Source organism: Mesorhizobium sp. ES1-3 (genome assembly GCF_020164795.1).
GTDB lineage: Bacteria > Pseudomonadota > Alphaproteobacteria > Rhizobiales > Rhizobiaceae > Mesorhizobium.
Window position 1 is genome coordinate 90,158 of sequence record NZ_JAIUGW010000011.1, and the last position, 16,451, is coordinate 106,608.

The window sequence follows — 16,451 nt, forward strand, 5'->3', positions numbered from 1 at the left end:
TTTCCTGGAGACGTCCTAGACATAAGCCCTGCCGCGGCTGGCGCAAGCGTTTGCCGGCCGAAGGCCAAGGGCGGAGAAACGGCCTCGGCTAGGATCGCGGGGTCGAGAGGACGATGCCATGGCGATGAAGCGTACCAAGACCCCCTGGATGAAGGCCGAGGATTTCGGCCGCTCGCTGCCGCCCGGCATCGGCGTCAACCTGCTGATATCGGACATTGTGGCGATGGAAGCCTTCTGCCGCGACGTGCTTGGCGCCCGGGTGATCTATGCCGACGAGGATTTCGCGGCGATCGAGCTTCTGGGATCGGTGTTCATGTTGCATGCCGACCATTCCTATCTCGACAATCCGATGACGGGCTCCATCGCGGGCGCGGAGACGCGCGGCGCCGGCATCGAGCTGCGCCTCTATGGTGCCGATCCCGACGCGGTCGAGGCGGCGGCGCTGGACCATGGCCACATCGTGCTGGCCGGCGCGATCGACAAACCGCATGGTCTGCGCGAGTGCTATATCGTTGGACCGGACGGATATGTGTTCGTGCCGAGCGCGCCGCTCGCCGGATGATTGCGATAAATTTGCAACAATCTTGCCGCAAACTCTATTTTAACCATATCGGGTTGAAATTTCGCCACCTTCTCCATCTTGGTGGAAGTGAGATTGCGCGGACGGCGTCCCCCCAGCCGAATCCGACGGAGGTTGTAATGAATTTTTCGAAAGGCGGCCTGGTGGCCGTATCCCTGGCGGCACTCGTTGCGAGCGGCTGCTCAACCTCACGGTTCTCGTCGATGGACGACCAGCAACCGGCGCCGCTGCAGGCGGCGCCTGCCGGCCAGGTGAGCTCCAACCAGCTGCCGCCGCCGGCCTCCCCCGGCACCACCGACCCGTCGCAATTCCCGACCGCGCCGGCAAACACGCAGGTTGCCTCCCTGCCGCCGGACGGCGCGGCGCCGGCAGGCGCCGCGGATCTCAACGCGGGAAGCGTCGCCGGTGTCTGGAACGTCAGCGTCTCCGGCCAGAGCTGCAAGGTGGCGACGCCGCAGACCAAGTTCGGCGCCGGCTTCCGCGCCGGCCCGCTGCATTGCCCGCCGCCGATCGACGGCATCAAGTCCTGGAACGTCGCCGGCAAGCAGCTGACGCTCTATGACGAGAATGGCGGCTCGCTGGCGCGGCTCTATTCGTCGGGCGGCTCGAAATTCGACGGCCAGACTTCCAACGGACAGCCAATTTCGCTTACGAGGTAAGCCTAGATGTGCTGACATTCAGGTGATGCCGGCGGCCTGACCTGAATCTCGACACACCCTCTCTCTTGGGCATCCTGCTCTGAACAACGACGTGACCGATGCATCTGCGTGACGGCCTCCAGACCCATGTGACCGTCAGGCAGCGCTACGATCATCTGGTGGAAACCGGCGCGATCGGACGCGATGCCGCGCAGGAAGAGATCGCCGCCGCGCTCGACCGGCTGATCGACGAGATTTCAGCCAAGCGGCTGGCGCAGAAGTCCAGTGCGCTGGGCTGGCTGTTTGCCCGCAAGCGCGAGACGCATGAGGCGGTCAAGGGCCTCTACATCCATGGCAGCGTCGGGCGCGGCAAGACCATGCTGATGGACATGTTCTTCGAGCTCTTGCCGGTCAGGCGCAAGCGCCGCGTCCATTTCAACGACTTCATGGCCGACGTGCAGGACCGCATCCAGAAGCACCGGCAGGCGCGCAAGGAAGGCGCGGTCAGGGAAGACGATCCGATCCCGCCGGTGGCCAAGGCGCTCGCCGAGCAGGCCTGGGTGCTGTGCTTCGACGAGTTCTCGGTCACCGACATCGCCGACGCCATGATCCTGTCCAGGCTGTTCTCGGCGCTGTTCGCCAATGGGGTCGTACTGGTCGCCACTTCGAACGTGGCGCCGCAAAACCTTTACCGTGACGGGTTGAACCGCCAGCTTTTCCTGCCGTTCATCGCCATATTGGAGCGCCACACGCAGGTGCTCTCGCTGGACAGCGACAAGGACTACCGGCTGGAAAAGCTCGCCCGCACGCCGGTCTATGTCACGCCGGCCGGGGCGGCGGCCGACCAGGCGCTCGACGAGGCCTGGCAGGCGATGACGCGCGGGGCGCCGACGGCCGAGACGTCGCTGACGCTGAAGGGCCGCAAGGTGGTGGTGCCTGCCGCCGCCGGCGATGCCGCGCGTTTCTCCTTCGCCGACCTCTGCGAAAAGCCGCTCGGCGCGCGCGATTACCTGGCGATCGCCGGCCGGTTTTCGACCGTCTTCATCGACCATGTGCCGGTGTTGGGCGAAGGCAAGCGCAACGAGGCCAAGCGCTTCATCCTGTTGATCGACACGCTCTACGACCATCACATGCGCCTGGTGATGAGCGCCGAGGCGCCGCCGCACGAGCTTTATGTGGCCAAGCGCGGCGTCGAGGTGTTCGAATTCGAGCGCACAGCCTCCCGACTGATCGAAATGCAGAGCCGCGACTGGCTGGAGGATTGGGCGGAGCGGCGGAAGGCGAAGGCGGAAGTGCAGCAGCAGGTACAGGCCTGAAATAGCCGGAAGCCGCATTCCGACCCTGCGATCGGCGATTGCCACGATCATGAAATGGCCCGATTAAGCGAGATAGCTGGCAAGGCGATCGGGCCGCACCGGCTCGTCGAACGCATCGTCGGCAACCCGCATCACAAGGGCGTCATATCAGGGATTGAGCCTTCTGATTTCGATCGCCATTGTGTAAATTCTCTCAAGTCGGCTTACAAATTTTGACGTTTACGTAAATCCCAAACGCTCTAACCGATTGAAAATGCAGGGGTCGAAATAATCGTTTGAATTTATTCCGCACCGGAGCTATTGGGTGCGGCGAAATTCGCGGTTCCCCGCAGCATTCCGGCCTCTTCCTCGACGCCGTGTTGGCGCGTCACAGACAAAGGGAAATCATCCTCACATGGCACGCAACAAGATAGCGCTTATCGGCTCTGGCATGATCGGCGGCACGCTCGCCCACATGATCGGCCTCAAGGATCTCGGCGACGTGGTCCTGTTCGATATCGCCGAGGGTATCCCGCAAGGCAAGGGGCTCGATATTGCGCAGTCTTCGCCGGTGGATGGTTTCGACTCCCGGCTGACCGGCGTCAACGACTATGCCGGCATCGAGGGCGCCGACGTCTGCATCGTCACCGCCGGCGTGCCGCGCAAGCCGGGCATGAGCCGCGATGACCTGCTGGGCATCAATTTGAAGGTCATGGAACAGGTCGGCGCCGGCCTGAAGAAATACGCCCCGAAGGCCTTCGTCATCTGCATCACCAATCCGCTCGACGCCATGGTGTGGGCGCTGCAGAAGTTTTCGGGCCTGCCCAAGACCCATGTCGTCGGCATGGCCGGCGTGCTCGACAGCGCGCGTTTCCGCTACTTCCTGGCCGAGGAATTCAAGGTCTCGGTCGAGGACGTCACTGCCTTCGTGCTCGGCGGCCACGGCGATTCCATGGTGCCGATGATCCGCTATTCGACGGTGTCGGGCATTCCGCTTCCCGACCTGATCAAGATGGGCTGGACTTCCAAGGAAAAGCTCGACCAGATCGTGCAGCGCACTCGCGACGGCGGCGCCGAGATCGTCGGTCTCTTGAAGACCGGCTCGGCCTATTACGCGCCGGCGGCTTCGGCGATCCAGATGGCCGAATCCTACATCAAGGACAAGAAGCGCGTGCTGCCTTGCGCGGCGCATCTCTCCGGCCAGTATGGCGTCAAGGGCACCTATGTCGGCGTGCCCGTGGTGATCGGCGCCGGCGGTGTCGAGCGCGTCATCGAGATCGACCTCAACAAGGCCGAGCAGAAGATGTTCGAGGCTTCGGTGGCGACCGTGCAGGGCCTGACCGAGGCCTGCGTCAAGATCGCGCCGCAGCTCGCCTCGAAGTAACCCCGCCCAAACGTCACCCCCCGGCAAACGACCTGGAGATAGTTCCCGATGAACATCCATGAATATCAAGGCAAGGCGCTGCTGAAGAGCTTTGGCGCGCCGGTGGCCGAAGGCGTGCCGGTGTTCAAGGCAAGCGAGGCGGAAGCCGCGGCACAAGCGCTGCCCGGCCCGCTCTATGTGGTGAAGAGCCAGATCCATGCCGGCGGCCGCGGCAAGGGCAAATTCAAGGAGCTCGGCCCCGACGCCAAGGGCGGTGTGCGGCTGGCGAAGTCGGTCGCCGAGGTGGTGGCCAACGCCAACGAGATGCTCGGCCACACGCTGGTCACCAAGCAGACCGGCCCGGCCGGCAAGCAGGTCAACCGCCTCTATATCGAGGACGGCGCCGACATCGAGCGAGAGCTCTATCTCTCCATCCTGGTCGACCGCTCGGTCGGCCGCATCGCCTTCGTCGTCTCGACCGAGGGCGGCATGGACATCGAGGCGGTCGCACACGACACGCCGGAAAAGATCATCACCGTCGCCATCGACCCGGAAAAGGGTGTCACGGCCGACGACGTCAAGGCGCTCAATGGCGCGCTGAAGCTCGACGGCGACGCGGCCAAGGACGGCGGCACGCTGTTCCCGATCCTCTACAAGGCCTTCGTCGAGAAGGACATGAGCCTGCTAGAAGTCAACCCGCTGATCGTGATGAAGAACGGCCGGCTGCGCGTGCTCGACGCGAAAGTGTCGTTCGACAACAACGCGCTGTTCCGCCACCCCGATCTGATGGAGTTGCGCGACACCACCGAAGAGGACGAGAAGGAGATCGAGGCGTCGAAATACGACCTCGCCTATGTCGCGCTCGACGGCAATATCGGCTGCATGGTCAACGGCGCCGGCCTTGCCATGGCGACGATGGACATCATCAAGCTCTATGGCGCGGAACCCGCCAACTTCCTTGATGTCGGCGGTGGTGCGTCGAAGGAAAAAGTGACGGCGGCGTTCAAGATCATCACCAGGGACCCGGCGGTCAAAGGCATCCTGATCAACATCTTCGGCGGCATCATGAAGTGCGACATCATCGCTGAGGGCGTGATCGCCGCGGTCAAGGAAGTCGGCCTGAAGGTGCCGCTGGTCGTGCGCCTGGAAGGCACCAATGCCGAGCTCGGCAAGAAGATCATCAACGACAGCGGCCTGAACGTCGTCTCGGCCGACGATCTCGACGACGCGGCCAAGAAGATCGTGGCGGCGGTGCAGGGCTGAGCCGGTGCCTCCACGCAAGATAAATCTGGTCGAGGCGGCGGATCGGACGATCACCGAGGTGTTCGATCCGCACATTGCCGGCGACGTCAATGACAGCCAGGCCAAGGTCGCCAAGTTCGGCGAGGCCTTCGATTGGCATGCGCATGACAATGAGGACGAAGCCTTCCTCGTGCTGCGCGGCAGGATCGCCATCGATTTCCGCGACGGTCCGGTCGAACTCGGCGAGGGCGACTTCATCGTCGTACCGAGGGGCACCGAGCACCGACCACGCTCGCTCACCCAAGAGCCGGTGGTGCTGATGTTCGAGCCGGCGACGACGCTCAACACCGGCAATGCCAAGAGCGATCTCACCGTCACCGATCTGAAGCGGCTCTGACCCATGAACGCGGCGTCCTTCTCCTCGCTCTCGGCCGACCATCAGCGCCTGCAGGCGCTGGTCGGCGCGTGGCGCGGCGAGGAAGAGGTGGCGGACACGCAATGGGCCGATGGCGGCGCGGCGACCAGCGAAGTGCTGGCGGAAGCGGAGTTCGGCGGCCAGTTCGTGGTGCAGCGTTATCGTCAGCGCCGCGACGGCACGATTTCGTTCGGTTCGCATAACGTGTTCGGCGTCGACCATCAGAATGGCGTCGTGACCATGCACCAGTTCGATTCGATGGGCTTCGTGCCGGTGTCGCCTGCCACCGGCATGTGGAACGGCAGTGAACTCACTCTTGAGCGGTCGTCGCCGCGCGGCTTTGCGCGTGTGACGTATGCTTTCGACGATACCGACACCTACCGCATGCGATTGCATTTCAAACCCGCTGGCAGCGATGGCTGGCAAGACATGGTGAGCGGCGTCTACCGGCGCGTCTCGCCTTCCTCGATCAACGGTTTTTAGAAAAGGGCTCCGATGTCCATTCTCGTCGACAAGAACACCAAGGTGCTGGTGCAGGGCCTGACCGGCAAGACCGGTACGTTCCATACCGAACAGGCGCTGGCCTATCACGGGACAAAAATGGTCGGCGGCATCCACCCGAAGAAGGGCGGCGAGACCTGGACCGGCGCGAAGGGCGAGAGCCTGCCGATCTTCGCCACGGTCGCGGAAGGCAAGGAAAGGACGGGCGCCAACGCTTCCGTCATCTACGTGCCGCCGGCGGGCGCGGGCGAAGCCATCATCGAGGCGATCGAGGCGGAGATACCGCTGATCGTCTGCATCACCGAAGGCATTCCGGTGATGGATATGGTCAAGGTCAAGGCGCGGCTCGACCGCGCGGCCTCGCGGCTGATCGGTCCGAACTGCCCGGGCGTGCTCACCCCCGACGAATGCAAGATCGGCATCATGCCCGGAAACATCTTCCGCAAGGGTTCGGTCGGCGTTGTCTCGCGCTCGGGAACACTTACCTATGAGGCTGTGTTCCAGACCACCAATGTCGGTCTCGGCCAGACCACCGCCGTCGGCATCGGCGGCGACCCCGTCAAGGGCACCGAGTTCATCGACATGCTCGAAATGTTCCTCGCCGACGACGAGACCAAGTCGATCATCATGATCGGCGAGATCGGCGGTTCGGCCGAGGAAGACGCCGCGCAGTTCCTCAAGGACGAGGCCAAGCGCGGCCGCAGGAAACCGATGGCGGGCTTCATCGCCGGGCGCACCGCGCCCGCCGGCCGCACCATGGGCCATGCGGGCGCGGTCATCTCCGGCGGCAAGGGCGGCGCCGAAGACAAGATCGCGGCGATGGAATCGGCCGGCATCAAGGTTTCGCCCTCCCCGGCGCGGCTGGGCACGACCCTGGTCGAGGCGATCAAGGGCTAAGGCAGTAGTGAATAGTGAGTAGGCAGTAGTCAGTAGTGAAAAAGGGAAGAACGCGCGAGTAGCAGCTGAGTGGGATTTCCATCTTTCTACTCACTACTGACTACTCACTATTCCCTCGAAAGGAGACGGAGCCAGGCTCCGCGGACAAAAATGGCACGACAAGATCAGGCCAACGACCAATTTTCGCTCACCTCTTTCCTTTATGGCGGCAATGCCGATTACATCGACGCGCTCTACGCCGCCTATGAGGACGATCCCGCCTCGGTCAATCCCGAGTGGCAGGAGTTCTTCGCCGGGCTGAAGGACGATGCCGGCGATGTGCGCAGGAACGCCAAGGGCGCCTCATGGGCCAAACCCTCTTGGCCGCTGCAGGCCAATGGCGAACTGGTGTCGGCGCTCGACGGCAATTGGGGCATCGTCGAAAAGCACCTGGAAAAGAAGGTCAAGGACAAGGCCGTCACCAACGGTGTCGTGCTGTCCGACGCCGATGTGCACCAGGCGACGCGCGATTCGGTGCGCGCCATCATGATGATCCGCGCCTTCCGCATGCGCGGCCATCTGCACGCCAATCTCGACCCGCTCGGCATCGCCAAGCTCGAAGATTATAACGAGCTGTCGCCGGAGAATTACGGCTTCACCGAAGCCGACTACGACCGGCCAATCTTCCTCGACAATGTGCTCGGGCTCGAATTCGGCAGCATCCGGCAGATGCTGGAGATCCTGGCCCGCACCTATTGCTCGACGCTCGGCGTCGAGTTCATGCATATTTCCGATCCTGAGGAGAAGGCCTGGATCCAGGCGCGTATCGAGGGTGCCGACAAGGAGATTTCCTTCACCGCCACCGGCAAGAAGGCCATCCTGCAGAAGCTGGTCGAGGCGGAAGGCTTCGAGCAGTTCATCGACGTCAAGTACAAGGGCACCAAGCGCTTCGGCCTCGATGGCGGCGAATCGCTGATCCCGGCGCTGGAGCAGATCGTCAAGCGCGGCGGCCAGCTCGGCATGAAGGAGATCGTGCTCGGCATGGCGCATCGCGGCCGGCTGAACGTGCTCTCCCAGGTGATGGCCAAGCCGCACCGCGCCATCTTCCACGAGTTCAAGGGCGGCTCGGCCGCCCCCGACGAGGTCGAGGGCTCGGGCGACGTGAAGTACCATCTCGGCGCCTCGTCGGACCGCGAGTTCGACGGCAACAAGGTGCACCTGTCGCTGACCGCCAACCCCTCGCATCTGGAGATCGTCGATCCCGTGGTGATGGGCAAGGCGCGGGCCAAGCAGGATTCCCTGTTCGGCCGCGGCCGCGAGGAGATCGTGCCGCTGGAAGAACGGGCCAAGGTGTTGCCGCTGTTGCTGCACGGCGACGCCGCCTTCGCCGGCCAGGGCGTGATCGCCGAAATCCTCGGCCTGTCGGGCCTGCGTGGCCATCGCGTCGCCGGCACGCTGCATTTCATCATCAACAACCAGATCGGCTTCACCACCAATCCGCGCTTCTCGCGCTCGTCGCCCTATCCGTCCGACGTCGCCAAGATGATCGAGGCGCCGATCTTCCACGTCAATGGCGACGACCCGGAAGCCGTGGTGCACGCCACCAAGGTGGCGATCGAGTTCCGCATGAAGTTCCACAAGCCGGTGGTCGTGGACATGTTCTGCTACCGTCGCTTCGGTCACAATGAGGGCGACGAACCGGCCTTCACGCAGCCGCTCATGTACCGCAACATCCGCACCCACAAGACGACGGTGCAGATCTATGGCGACCGGCTGATCGCCGAAGGCCACATCACCCAGGCCGAGCTCGACCAGCTCAAGGCCGACTGGCGTGCGCATCTGGAAGCCGAATGGGAAGTCGGCCAGGCCTACAAGCCCAACAAGGCCGACTGGCTGGACGGCGCCTGGTCGGGCCTGCGCACGGCCGACAACCAGGACGAGACAAGGCGCGGCAAGACCGCCGTGCCGGTCAAGACGCTGAAGGAAATCGGCAAGAAGCTGACCGAGGTGCCGAAGGGTTTCGAAGCGCACAAGACGATTATCCGCTTCCTCGAGAACCGGCGCCAGGCGATCGAGTCCGGCGAAGGCATCGACTGGTCGACGGCGGAGGCGCTGGCCTTCGGCGCGATCCTGCTCGACGGCAATCCGATCCGGCTTTCGGGCCAGGATTCCGAGCGCGGCACCTTCTCGCAGCGTCACTCCGTGCTTTACGACCAGCGCGACGAGACCCGCTACATCCCGCTCAACAATCTGTCGGCGGCGCAGGCCGGCTACGAAGTCATCAACTCGATGCTGTCGGAAGAAGCTGTGCTGGGCTTCGAATATGGCTACAGCCTGGCCGAGCCGAAGGCGCTGACCCTGTGGGAAGCGCAGTTCGGCGACTTCGCCAACGGCGCCCAGGTGGTGTTCGACCAGTTCATCTCGTCGGGCGAGCGCAAATGGCTCAGAATGTCGGGCCTCGTCTGCCTGCTGCCGCATGGCTATGAAGGCCAGGGCCCGGAACATTCTTCCGCCCGGCTGGAGCGCTTCCTGCAGCTTTGCGCCGAAGACAATATGCAGGTGGCGAACTGCACGACGCCGGCCAACTACTTCCACATCTTGCGCCGGCAGCTGAAGCGCGACTTCCGCAAGCCGCTGATCCTGATGACGCCGAAATCGCTGCTGCGCCACAAGCGGGCGGTGTCGACCCTGCCGGAAATCTCGGGCGAAAGCTCGTTCCACCGGCTGCTGTGGGACGACGCCCAGCTGTTGCCGAACCAGGCGATCAAGCTGACCAAGGATTCCAAGATCCGCCGCGTCGTGCTGTGCTCGGGCAAGGTCTATTACGACCTCTATGAAGAGCGCGAGAAGCGCGGCATCAACGACATCTATCTGCTGCGCGTCGAACAGCTCTATCCGTTCCCGGCCAAGGCGCTGATCACCGAGCTGTCACGCTTCCGCAACGCGGAGATGGTGTGGTGCCAGGAGGAGCCCAAGAACATGGGCGCCTGGTCGTTCATCGATCCGTATCTGGAATGGGTGCTGGCGCATATCGACGCCAAGCATCAGCGGGTGCGCTACACCGGCCGGCCGGCGGCCGCGTCGCCGGCGACCGGACTGATGTCGAAGCACCTTGCCCAGCTCGCCGCGTTGCTCGAAGACGCGCTCGGCGAATAAAGCAGAATAGAACTGAAGAAAGAACGGACAGGCACAATGGCTACCGAAATCCGCGTCCCCACCCTTGGCGAATCCGTCACCGAAGCGACCGTCGGCAAATGGTTCAAGAAGGTCGGCGATGCCATTGCCGCCGACGAGCCGCTGCTCGAGCTCGAGACCGACAAGGTGACGGTGGAGGTGCCCGCCGCCGCCGCCGGCACGCTCGGCGAAATCACCGTCGGGGAAGGCGAGACGGTCGGCGTCGGCGCCCTGCTCGGGTCGATTTCGGCAGGAGGGGCTGCAGCCCCCGCGACCAAGCCGCAAGCGGTGGCGCAGGCGTCCAGCCCCGACGCGGCATCCACCACCAAGCAGGCCGCGGCCGAGACCGCCAAGGTTGCCGGCGACGCCAGCCCGGTCGAACCGCGCACCATGCCGCCAGCGCCAGCGGCGGCCAAACTGATCGCCGAACACAATCTGTCGGTCGACCAGCTTTCCGGCTCGGGCAAGCGCGGCCAGGTGCTGAAGGGCGACGTGCTCGACGCCATCGCCAAGGGCGCGCCGTCGCAGCCGGCCGAAACGCCAAAAGCGGCGCCGGCCCCGGTTGCCGCTCGTGCGCCGTCGTCGGGCGATGACGCATCGCGCGAGGAGCGCGTGCGCATGACCAAGCTGCGCCAGACCATCGCGCGCCGGCTGAAGGAGGCGCAGTCGACAGCCGCCATGCTGACCACCTTCAACGAGGTCGACATGTCGGCGGTGATGGCGCTGAGGACCAAATACAAGGACGTGTTCGAGAAGAAGCATGGCGTGAAACTCGGCTTCATGGGCTTCTTCACCAAGGCCGTCACGCACGCGCTGAAGGAAATCCCGTCGGTCAACGCCGAGATCGACGGCACCGACATCATCTTCAAGAACTATGCTCACATCGGTGTCGCCGTCGGCACCGAGAAGGGTCTCGTGGTTCCGGTCGTGCGCGATGCCGACCAGATGTCGATCGCCGAGATCGAGAAGGATATCGGCCGGCTGGGCATCGCCGCGCGTGATGGCAAGCTGTCGGTCGCCGACATGCAGGGCGGCACGTTCACCATCTCCAATGGCGGCGTCTACGGGTCGCTGATGTCGACGCCGATCCTCAACGCGCCGCAGTCGGGTATTCTCGGCATGCACAAGATCCAGGACCGGCCGGTCGTGGTCGGCGGCCAGATCGTCATCCGGCCGATGATGTACCTGGCGCTCAGCTACGATCACCGCATCGTCGACGGCAAGGAAGCCGTGACCTTCCTCGTGCGGGTCAAGGAAAGCCTGGAGGATCCCGAGCGGCTGGTGCTCGATCTCTGAGGGTCCGTATGAACGTGTGGCGTTCAGGGGAAAGCCTGGAATGCGCCCGCTAGCGGTTCTCCTGCCATGCTTGGCTCTCAGCTTCCCGGTTGCGGCTTCCGCCGCCTGTCCGATCGAACTCGCAGTCTATGGTGATGCCCAGAGCGGCGCGGAGATCGACTTCACGCCAACAGGCACGTCCGCCACCGTCACCAACACGTTCCGGCTGATCCTCGACAACAATGTGGTGCTGAACGGTATCGTCATGTGGACGAAGGACGTGGCGCGACCAAACGGCGCGCTGATGTACAAATGCCCGGAAGGTGACGTCACCGGCGAGGAGCTTGCCGCCTGCACACTGTGGAACGGCGTTATCTACACGTCCGGCGACAAGGGCACTGTCGGGCTGCTGCCGGCCGAGGGCGTCGAGGCGCCGAAAACGCTGATCCTGCCCGATCTCGGGCCGGTGCTGCGGCAGTCCCGGGCCTATGGCGGCAGCGGTTTTTCGAAGGTGCCGTCGGATGTGTTCGCGATGAAGGGATGCCAGGAATGAGCGCTGCGAAAAAAGTGCTGCTGGTCACCGGCGGCAGCCGTGGCATCGGCGCCGCCATCTGCCGGCTCGGCGCCAAGGCCGGCTACCGCGTCGCGGTCAACTATGCCTCGAACAAGGCTGCCGCCGATGCGCTGGTCGCCGAAATCAAGGCTGGCGGCGGCGAGGCCGTTGCCGTCAGGGGCGATGTCGGCAAGGAAACCGATATCGTTGCCATGTTCGGCGCCGTCGACCACGCCTTTGGCCGGCTCGACGCCTTCGTCAACAATGCCGGCATCGTCGACGTCAAGGCGCGCGTCGACGAGATGGATATGTCGCGGCTGGAACGGATGATGCGCATCAATGTCGTGGGCCCGTTCCTGTGCGCCCGCGAGGCAGTCAAGCGCATGTCGACGCGGCATGGCGGGTCGGGCGGATCGATCGTCAACATCTCATCGGCGGCGGCGACGCTGGGCTCGCCGGGCGAATATGTCGACTATGCCGCCTCCAAGGGCGCCATCGACACCTTCACCATCGGCCTTGCCCGCGAGGTGGCGCTGGAAGGCATCCGCGTCAATGCGGTGCGTCCGGGCATCATCGACACCGACATCCATGCCTCGGGCGGCCAGCCGGACCGGATAGAGCGGTTCCGCGACGTGCTGCCGATGAAGAGAGCGGGCACGGCGGATGAAGTCGCCGGTGCGGTCCTCTATCTTTTGTCCGACGCCGCGTCCTATACGACGGGCGCGATCCTGAATGTCAGCGGCGGCCGCTGAGCCCCAAGCAAAAGGGAAACAAACATGGCTTATGACGTGGTTATCATCGGCTCGGGACCGGGCGGCTATGTCTGCGCCATCAAGGCGGCGCAGCTCGGGCTGAAGGTTGCGGTGGTCGAGAAGAACGCGACCTTCGGCGGCACCTGCCTCAACATCGGCTGCATCCCGTCCAAGGCGCTGCTTCATGCCTCCGAAATGTTCGCCGAGGCCGGCCATTCCTTCGACACGCTCGGTGTCGAAATCCCGGCACCCAAGCTGAATTTGAAGAAAATGATGGCGCACAAGGACGCGACGGTGTCGTCCAACGTCAATGGCGTCGCCTTCCTGTTCAAGAAGAACAAGATCGATGCCTTCCGCGGCACCGGCAAGGTGATCGCCGCCGGCAAGGTGTCGGTGACCGGCGAGGACGGCAAGGTCGAGGAGATCGAGACCAAGAACGTCGTCATCGCCACCGGTTCCGACGTCGCCGGCATTCCCGGCGTCAAGGTCGACTTCGACGAGAAAATCATCGTGTCGTCGACCGGTGCGCTGTCGCTGGAGAAGGTGCCCAGCCGTCTGGTGGTGGTCGGCGGCGGTGTCATCGGGCTCGAACTCGGCTCGGTCTGGGCCCGGCTCGGCGCCAAGGTCACCGTGGTCGAGTTCCTCGACACCATTTTGGGCGGCATGGACGGCGAGGTGTCGAAACAGTTCCAGCGTCTTTTGTCGAAGCAGGGATTCGAGTTCAAGCTCGGCGCCAAGGTGACCGGCGTCGCCAAGGCAAAGAAGGGCGCGACCGTTACCTTCGAGCCGGTCAAGGGCGGCGCGGCCGAGACGATCGATGCCGACGTGGTGTTGATCTCGACCGGACGCCGTGCCCTTTCGGACAGTCTTGGCCTCGAGGAAGCCGGGGTCGAGGTCGACGAGCGCGGCCGGGTCAAGACCGACGGGCATCTCAGGACCAATGTTCCCGGCATCTACGCCATCGGCGATGTGATCGCCGGGCCGATGCTGGCGCACAAGGCCGAGGACGAGGGCGTGGCGGTGGCCGAGACCATCGCCGGCCAGGCTGGGCATGTGAACTATGACGTCATTCCGAGCGTCGTCTACACCAGTCCGGAGATCGCCTCGGTCGGCAAGACCGAGGAAGAGCTGAAGAAGGCCGGCATCGACTTCAAGGTCGGCAAATTTCCCTTCACCGCCAACGGCCGCGCACGCGCCATGCTGCACACCGACGGGTTCGTGAAGATCCTGGCCGACAAGCAGAGCGACCGCGTGCTCGGTGTCCATATCGTCGGCTTCGGCGCCGGCGAGATGATCCACGAGGCAGCAGTGCTGATGGAGTTCGGCGGCTCGTCGGAAGATCTCGCCCGCACCTGCCACGCGCATCCGACGATGTCGGAAGCGGTGAAGGAAGCGGCACTGGCCACCTTCTTCAAGCCGATCCACATTTAAGGGGCGTCCAACGCTTCGTCATCCAGGGCGGAGCAGCCGCCGCGCTCCCCTGTTGGTGTCGCGGCATGGATCCTCGGGTCAAGCCCGAGGATGACGATGGCGTCGCCCAAAACAAAGCGGCCCGCCTTTCAGCGGGCCGTTCGTCTTTGATATCGAGCAGCTTACTGGGCCGGCGCAGGCGCTGGTGCAGGCGCGGGAGCCGGTGCAGGCGCGGGAGCCGGCGCTGGTGCCGGAGCGGGCGCTGGCGCCGGGGCGGGCGCGGGAGCCGGCGCGGGTTCGGCGGGCTTCATCGGTTCAGCCGGTGCCGGCGCCGGGGCCGGTGTGCTGGCCGCTGGCGGCTCGGCGGGTGCCGGATGCTCACCCCTTCTTCCGAAAACGTAATACGCGACAATCGCCAGAATAACGACGACCAGCGCAATCAGCCAAGGGCTGCCGCCGCCGCCGCCGCTTGGCCTGGGAGTGTCGTTTGGTGTGTTCGCCATGAAAGTGTCCTCCGTGGATGAAAATTATCAATCAACAGACATCAACGCGCCATCGTTGAACAGGTTTCACGCTAGCGAAGGGACACGCCGAAAATACGACGGGCAGATCCGCCAGTTGCCATCCGACTCAATTGACAGCGGTGACAGTATAGACAGTTTACGAAAATCCTCGACCAGTCCCTCTGGACCGGGAAGATGCAGCGCGCCAACCGCGATGAATACGTCGGCCAGGCGGCGTTTCGCCACGCAGCGAGCCACACCAGCCGATGCTATCGTTGGTTACGAGGGATTTGCCGGTATGACGCCAACTGCACAGACTTTTCCTGATCCCAAAGGTGCTCTTGCCGGCGCTCAGTTCGCCGACCGATATGTGCTGATAACCGATGGCCTTGCCCTGACCGCCATTGGCGCGGCCGAACGCGTGCTGGGGCGGACACCGGGATGGGTCGGCCGGCTGACGCAACTGCGCAACCTTGCGGTCAGGCCATTTGGGCTGAAAACGGGGGCGGAACCCGACGCACCGCCGGAAAGCAGGATCGGCATATTTCCGCTCATCAGCCAGGCACATGGCAGGGTCGTCCTTGGACTGGACGACCGGCATCTCGATTTCCGCATCCTGGTGGAGGTGAACGATCTCGGCGCGGGCCGGCAGGAGGTGGCTGCGTCGACGATCGTGAAGACGCACAATCTGCTTGGGCGGACCTATCTCGCCATCATCATGCCGTTTCACCGCATCATCGTTCCGGCGATGCTGGCTCAGGTCTTGATCAAATAGGGCTTAAAGCCCCACCGCCGTGACAGTATAGCCGGCTTTACGAAAATCCTCGACCAGTCCCTCTGGACCGGGAAGATGCAGCGCGCCGACCGCCATGAAGGCGTTGCCCTTGGCCAGGATCGGCCCGGCATGATCGACCATCACCTTGTTGCGGCTGGTGATCATGGTCTCCTCGAAGGCGGCATAGCCCGCGGGGTCGTTCTGCTCGTCGGGCATGGCGGCGCGGAACAGCGGCCAGAACATGCCGGTGTCGCCACGCTGGTAGAGCACGATCATGGTTTCGTTGATGTCGTTGACCTTGTTGCCCAGCTTCAGCGTGTCGACCAGACCCTTCATGTGAAAGGCGAGTGGCAGCGAGGCCATGGCGCGCAGCTGGCTCTCGGCCGTTTCCAATCCTTCCACGGGCTTGCCGGCCGCCTTGGCGCTCTCGGCCAGCTTGACGTCGAGCACCGGCGCGCCGCTGGACTGGCGGGCGAGTTCGCAAGCCGGAAGCGCCATCATGGCCGACAGCATCCACGGCTTCATCTTGGCGACCGTTGCCGGCGGGATGCCGCGCGCGTCAAGCGCTGCGTTCATCGCCGCCGCGTCGTCCGGCGACAGCAATGACGACAGCGTCGTGGAGTCGGTGAACATCATCAGGTCCGGCTCCTTCAGCATCGCCGTCATCATCTTCTGCTTGTCGAGCACGTCGGTGGTTTCAATGATGAGGGTGCCGGCTGCATCGAAGGCCTTCTGTGCATACGACGGCAGCGTGGTGACGCGCGGATCGGTCATGTGCATGGTGCCGAAGAGGTAGGATGGCTGTTCGCCTGATTTTTCCAGCTTCCACAGCAGGCCCTTGCCGTTGAGCGTGGCAGCCGCCTCCGCCTCGATCTTGTCGTAAGTGGCAGGGCTGCCCTTCTGCAAGGCCGACAGCATGTCGGCGCCGGTACAGGTCGGGATTTCCGCATGCGCCCTGCCGGCGGCGAACAGCAGCACGGCAAGGAAGGACAGGAAAAACAGCACGTTGAGCGCGACAAGCAGTTTCAGCGAGACGGAAGCTGCACGGTCGGCGATGGCAATGACGCGTTTCATGATCCCATTACTAGGACCGAAAAGC

At 63.9% G+C, this 16,451-nt stretch carries 15 protein-coding genes and 1 pseudogene; 14 read left to right on the forward strand and 2 right to left on the reverse strand.

Annotation, left to right across the window (positions count from 1 at the left end):
• The first annotated feature begins 118 nt into the window (after positions 1-118).
• From LB536_RS16920 to lpdA, 13 genes are all read left to right on the forward strand, one after another.
• Positions 119-562, forward strand: a complete 444-nt coding sequence (locus LB536_RS16920) for a VOC family protein (protein WP_224594624.1) — start codon at positions 119-121, stop codon at positions 560-562.
• A 137-nt stretch (positions 563-699) separates the two neighbouring features.
• Positions 700-1,239, forward strand: a complete 540-nt coding sequence (locus LB536_RS16925; protein WP_140764041.1) for a protease inhibitor Inh/omp19 family protein — start codon at positions 700-702, stop codon at positions 1,237-1,239.
• 98 nt (positions 1,240-1,337) lie between these two features.
• Complete coding sequence (zapE, locus tag LB536_RS16930; protein ID WP_224594625.1) at positions 1,338-2,534, forward strand: cell division protein ZapE; 1,197 nt, start codon at positions 1,338-1,340, stop codon at positions 2,532-2,534.
• A gap of 394 nt (positions 2,535-2,928) precedes the next feature.
• Positions 2,929-3,897, forward strand: a complete 969-nt coding sequence (mdh, locus tag LB536_RS16935) for a malate dehydrogenase (RefSeq protein ID WP_224594626.1) — start codon at positions 2,929-2,931, stop codon at positions 3,895-3,897.
• 48 nt (positions 3,898-3,945) lie between these two features.
• Positions 3,946-5,139: an ADP-forming succinate--CoA ligase subunit beta gene (gene sucC, locus LB536_RS16940; RefSeq protein WP_140764050.1), complete on the forward strand. Its 1,194-nt coding sequence runs from the start codon at positions 3,946-3,948 to the stop codon at positions 5,137-5,139.
• A 4-nt stretch (positions 5,140-5,143) separates the two neighbouring features.
• Positions 5,144-5,515 carry a cupin domain-containing protein gene (locus LB536_RS16945; protein WP_140764053.1) on the forward strand — a complete coding sequence of 124 codons (372 nt, stop codon included), beginning with the start codon at positions 5,144-5,146 and terminating at the stop codon, positions 5,513-5,515.
• A gap of 3 nt (positions 5,516-5,518) precedes the next feature.
• Positions 5,519-6,016 carry a DUF1579 family protein gene (locus LB536_RS16950; RefSeq protein WP_140764055.1) on the forward strand — a complete coding sequence of 166 codons (498 nt, stop codon included), beginning with the start codon at positions 5,519-5,521 and terminating at the stop codon, positions 6,014-6,016.
• A gap of 12 nt (positions 6,017-6,028) precedes the next feature.
• A complete protein-coding gene (gene sucD, locus LB536_RS16955) occupies positions 6,029-6,931 on the forward strand; it encodes a succinate--CoA ligase subunit alpha (protein WP_224594629.1) in 903 nt (300 codons plus the stop codon).
• Between the two features lie 150 nt (positions 6,932-7,081).
• Positions 7,082-10,066: a 2-oxoglutarate dehydrogenase E1 component gene (locus tag LB536_RS16960; RefSeq protein ID WP_140764061.1), complete on the forward strand. Its 2,985-nt coding sequence runs from the start codon at positions 7,082-7,084 to the stop codon at positions 10,064-10,066.
• A 36-nt stretch (positions 10,067-10,102) separates the two neighbouring features.
• Positions 10,103-11,380 (forward strand): 2-oxoglutarate dehydrogenase complex dihydrolipoyllysine-residue succinyltransferase, encoded by a 1,278-nt coding sequence (gene odhB / locus LB536_RS16965; RefSeq protein WP_224594632.1) that lies wholly within the window; start codon positions 10,103-10,105, stop codon positions 11,378-11,380.
• A gap of 40 nt (positions 11,381-11,420) precedes the next feature.
• A complete protein-coding gene (locus LB536_RS16970) occupies positions 11,421-11,912 on the forward strand; it encodes a hypothetical protein (protein ID WP_224594637.1) in 492 nt (163 codons plus the stop codon).
• On the forward strand, positions 11,909-12,664 hold the full coding sequence (locus LB536_RS16975; RefSeq protein ID WP_224594638.1) for an SDR family oxidoreductase: 756 nt from the start codon (positions 11,909-11,911) through the stop codon (positions 12,662-12,664). Before LB536_RS16970 ends, LB536_RS16975 begins: the two co-directional genes overlap by 4 nt.
• 24 nt (positions 12,665-12,688) lie before the next feature.
• Positions 12,689-14,095: a dihydrolipoyl dehydrogenase gene (gene lpdA / locus LB536_RS16980; protein ID WP_224594641.1), complete on the forward strand. Its 1,407-nt coding sequence runs from the start codon at positions 12,689-12,691 to the stop codon at positions 14,093-14,095.
• 609 nt (positions 14,096-14,704) lie between these two features.
• Here lpdA and LB536_RS31340 read toward each other — a convergent pair.
• Positions 14,705-14,802 (reverse strand): annotated as a pseudogene (locus LB536_RS31340) (TraB/GumN family protein); the annotation flags it as partial.
• A gap of 73 nt (positions 14,803-14,875) precedes the next feature.
• Between LB536_RS31340 and LB536_RS31345 the strand changes: the two are divergent.
• Positions 14,876-15,352 carry a DUF2867 domain-containing protein gene (locus tag LB536_RS31345; protein WP_140763213.1) on the forward strand — a complete coding sequence of 159 codons (477 nt, stop codon included), beginning with the start codon at positions 14,876-14,878 and terminating at the stop codon, positions 15,350-15,352.
• Positions 15,353-15,355: 3 nt separating this feature from the next.
• On the opposite strand, the gene LB536_RS16990 is transcribed toward LB536_RS31345, so the two are convergent.
• Positions 15,356-16,426 (reverse strand): TraB/GumN family protein, encoded by a 1,071-nt coding sequence (locus LB536_RS16990; RefSeq protein ID WP_224594645.1) that lies wholly within the window; start codon positions 16,424-16,426, stop codon positions 15,356-15,358.
• Positions 16,427-16,451: the final 25 nt, after the last annotated feature.